Source organism: Streptomyces sp. MnatMP-M17 (genome assembly GCF_900091995.1).
Lineage (GTDB): Bacteria > Actinomycetota > Actinomycetes > Streptomycetales > Streptomycetaceae > Streptomyces.
The window spans coordinates 1-3744 of sequence record NZ_FMDK01001007.1 but is presented as its reverse complement, the minus strand read 5'-3'; the positions used below and the strand labels follow the sequence as shown (position 1 = coordinate 3744).

Genomic DNA, 3744 nt, shown 5'->3' with positions numbered 1-3744 from the left:
CCTGCCCGGCCGCCATCCGGAGCCGGGCCCGGCGCGGCGCGGCTCGTCCTCGCAGCGCCGCAAGGGCCAGTCCCGGCCTCGCCGTACGCGTGGCAGACCGCGCCGGGCGCGCGGCAAGCGCCGGCGCAAGGTGCTCATAGCGACCTTCGGCGTACTGCTCTCGCTCGCCACGCTGGGCCTGGCCGAGCTGGCCATGGAGCCTCCGGGCAAGGACCGTGCCTCCGCCGTCAAGGAGGAGACTCCGGTCGACTTCGAGGGCGGACCGCAGAACACGGACCGGCCCGAGGCCCCCGACGATCCCGGACCGGCGCCGTCCACGGATCCCGGTACGACCGGTTCGGCGAGTCCCGGCGGCAGTGGCGAACCCGTTGCGTCGGCGTCCGGCGAGGCCGCCGCGTCGCCTTCCGGCTCGGCGGGCACGGCGGAGGGCGGCAGCCCGGATCCGTCCGCGTCCGGCTCGCCCGGTCCCGACGGTTCCACCACACCGGGAACGACCGGTCCTTCCGGGCCCACCGAGGAGCCCACCTCGGGGAGCCCGACGACACAGGCGCCTCCGCCGCCGCCTCCGCCGGCTCCTGAGCCGACCGAGACCTGCATCCTGTGGATCTTCTGCTCCTGATCGCCGTACCCGGTCCGCGCACGCGCCGTACCCGGTCCACCTACGCGATCCCGCGTGCGCCCGCTACTCCACGTCCTCGCCCAGCATCCTCTTGAGCAGATCGCGCAGCACCCGGCGCTCCTCCTCGGACAGCGCCGCGAGCGGCTCCCGCGCGAAGTCCAGTGAGTTCCGCAGCAGCGCCGCCGTCGCCCGGCCCTTCTCGGTCGGAGCGGCGAGCTTCACCCGGCGGTCGGCCGGATCCGGACGCCGCTCCACCAGATCGCGCGCTTCGAGCCGGTCCACGATGCCGGTGACATTGGACGGCTCGCACTTCAGCTTCTGGGCGATCCGGCGCATGGGCATGGGCTCCATGGAAAGGAGCCGCAGGACGCGTGCCTGCGCGCCGGTGAGGGAGTGTTCGGCCGCGGCCTGGTCGTACTCCTCGTAGTAGCGGGCCACGACGGTGCCGATCAGCTCGACTACTTCGAGGCTCAGCGGGTCTGTGCGTGGAGTGGCCATGGACACGAGCATAGCCAGTTACTTGACAACATGAAATATTCAGGAGCATGGTTCTTTCAGGTAGTGAAGCTTCAACCGAGGAGGCCCCGCTCCATGACCGCACTTCCCGAGTCCGGCCGTGCCTGGCATCTTGTCGCCCGCCCCCATGGCTGGCCGGAGCCGACGGATGTCGCTCTGCGCGAGGTACCGGTGACCGAGCCCGGCGAGGGCCGGATCCTGGTTCGCAATCTGCACTTCTCGGTCGACCCGTACATGCGCGGCAGGATGAACGACGTCAAGTCGTATGTGCCTCCGTACCAGCTCGACCGGCCGATGGACGGTGCGGCGGTGGGTGAGGTCATCGCCTCCCGCGCGGAGGGCTTCGCCCTCGGCGACCATGTCGTCCACGGTCTCGGCTGGCGTGAGTACGCGGAGTTCCCGGCCGAGCGCGCCCTCAGGGCCGATGCCTCCCTCGCTCCGCTCTCCGCGTATCTCGGAGTGCTCGGCGGCACCGGTCTCACCGCCTATGTGGGCCTCTTCGAGATCGGTTCCTTCAAGGAGGGCGACACCGTCTTCGTCTCCGGCGCGGCCGGCGCCGTCGGCCACCAGGCCGGGCAGCTCGCCAGGATCAAGGGCGCCGCCCGGGTGATCGGCTCCGCGGGCTCGGACGAGAAGGTGAAGCTCCTGGTCGAGGAGTACGGCTTCGACGCGGCCTTCAACTACAAGAACGGCCCGGTCAGGGAGCAGCTCAAGAAGGCCGCGCCCGACGGTATCGACCTCTACTTCGACAATGTCGGCGGCGAGCATCTCGAAGCCGCGATCTCCTCGCTCAATCCCTTCGGCCGGGCCGTCCTGTGCGGTGCGATCGCGCAGTACAACAGCACGGAACCGGCGCCGGGCCCGCGCAATCTCGCCCTCGCGGTCGGCAAGCGGCTGCGCCTCCAGGGCATGATCGTCACAGATCACTACGGACTGCGGCCGGAATTCGTCAAGGACGTCGCCGGCTGGCTGGCCTCCGGTGAGCTCAAGTACCACGAGACCGTGGTCGAGGGCATCGAGAACGGCTTCGACGCGTTCCTCGGAGTACTGCGCGGTGCGAACACCGGAAAGATGATCGTTACGCTGAACAGTTAGGCTCGACTCAGGCCGCTGTGGTCCGTGGGCGCGAGCCATGGCGTACAACAGGAGGAACGCACCGTATGAGCATCCAGAAGATCGATGTCCTCTACACCGCCGTCGCCACTGCGGAGAACGGCCGTGACGGCCGTGTCTCCAGCGACGACGGCAAGCTCGACGTCGTCGTCAACCCGCCCAAGGAGATGGGTGGCAGCGGCGCCGGGACCAACCCGGAGCAGCTCTTCGCCGCCGGGTACAGCGCCTGCTTCCAGGGTGCGCTCGGTGTCGTCGCCCGCCGGGAGAAGGCCGACATCTCCGGTTCGACGGTGACCGCCAAGGTCGGCATCGGCAAGACCGAGGCCGGCGGCTTCGGTCTTGAGGTCGAGCTGACGGCGTCCATCCCGAACGTCGACGAGGCGACCGCCAAGGACCTGCTGGAGAAGGCGCACCAGGTGTGCCCGTACTCCAACGCGACCCGCGGCAACATCAAGGTCGAGCTGTCGGTCGTCTGATCACGCGGCACTGATCACGCGGCACAGCACCGTAGGACCAGCACGGCACCGTAGGACCTGAACGACCGAGGGCCGGATCCCCGTGGGATCCGGCCCTCGGGCTCTGTCAGCCTTTGTCCGCCGGGTGCTACTTCACCGAGGCGAGCAGCGCTCGGCCGAGCTGCGCGAACACGCCCTTGGGGTGGTCACGGAACAGCGGCTCGGTGCCGAACAGCACAACCGGCGCGCCCTGCCCGGACGTTCCGCTCACGATCGAGGCCTTGCCCGCCGCGTCCGCGGGCCCGCCCGTACCGCTCCCGTTCGCGCGCCAGTGGCCCGAGACCAGCGGATTGCCGGTGCCGTACGACTGGTCGGCCCGCACTCCTGGCCCGAGGTCGGTGAACCACCGCGGCGCGTAGACGAAGGAGTGCGCGAGGGCGCCGCCCGTGATCGGACCGCCCGCGTTGGCCACCCGCACCACACCGTTGGCGTCACCGTTGCCCGCCACCGCCTTGGCCGCCAGCAGGCCCGCCGCCGTATTGAAGGAGGCACCCGCGGAACCGAGTCCGACGACTCCCGCGCCACCGGCGAGGAATCCGTTCAGCGCCTCGCGCGCGGCCGGGTTGAGACCGCTGTACGAGAGGCCCGAGGAGACGTACAGCACATCGGCGGCCGACCAGTCGAAGCCCGCGTTCAGGATCGCGGTCGAGACCGGCACCACCTCGAAGCCCATCTCACGCAGCCCGAACAGCTCACCGGGCGTCACCGCGGCGGCGACCCGCGTACGGTGCAGCGAACCGGAGCCCTTCTCCTTCGTCGCGGCGAAGACGACTCCGTACCGGTCGGCGAGGACGACGGCCTGACGACGCGCCGAGGACGGCACGATCGCGGAACCATCGGCCGCCCGCCGTACGTTCACTCCCTGCGCCAGCAGGGAGTTGAGAGCGGTCAGCTCCTTGGGATCGTCCAGGCGCAGCCGCAGATCGCCGTGGCCACGGCTGCCGCCCGCGACCGAGCCGGTGGGCGCGGCGGCGTGGGCCG

General features: G+C 70.3%; 4 protein-coding genes and 1 pseudogene. 3 read left to right on the top strand and 2 right to left on the bottom strand.

Features of this window, described 5'->3' with window-relative positions:
* On the top strand, positions 1-619 hold a 619-nt coding region (locus tag GA0115259_RS40860), incomplete at its 5' end, for a hypothetical protein (RefSeq protein ID WP_093604378.1).
* A gap of 63 nt (positions 620-682) precedes the next feature.
* Here GA0115259_RS40860 and GA0115259_RS35085 read toward each other — a convergent pair.
* Positions 683-1117, bottom strand: coding sequence for a MarR family winged helix-turn-helix transcriptional regulator (locus GA0115259_RS35085; RefSeq protein WP_093604380.1), 435 nt, complete (start codon positions 1115-1117; stop codon positions 683-685).
* Positions 1118-1210: 93 nt separating this feature from the next.
* On the opposite strand from GA0115259_RS35085, the gene GA0115259_RS35080 reads away from it, so the two are divergent.
* Positions 1211-2230 carry an NADP-dependent oxidoreductase gene (locus GA0115259_RS35080; RefSeq protein ID WP_093604376.1) on the top strand — a complete coding sequence of 340 codons (1020 nt, stop codon included), beginning with the start codon at positions 1211-1213 and terminating at the stop codon, positions 2228-2230.
* 65 nt (positions 2231-2295) lie between these two features.
* Complete coding sequence (locus GA0115259_RS35075) at positions 2296-2724, top strand: organic hydroperoxide resistance protein (RefSeq protein WP_066944416.1); 429 nt, start codon at positions 2296-2298, stop codon at positions 2722-2724.
* Between the two features lie 127 nt (positions 2725-2851).
* On the opposite strand, the pseudogene GA0115259_RS35070 reads toward GA0115259_RS35075, so the two are convergent.
* Positions 2852-3744, bottom strand: a pseudogene (locus GA0115259_RS35070) (peptidase M28); the annotation flags it as partial.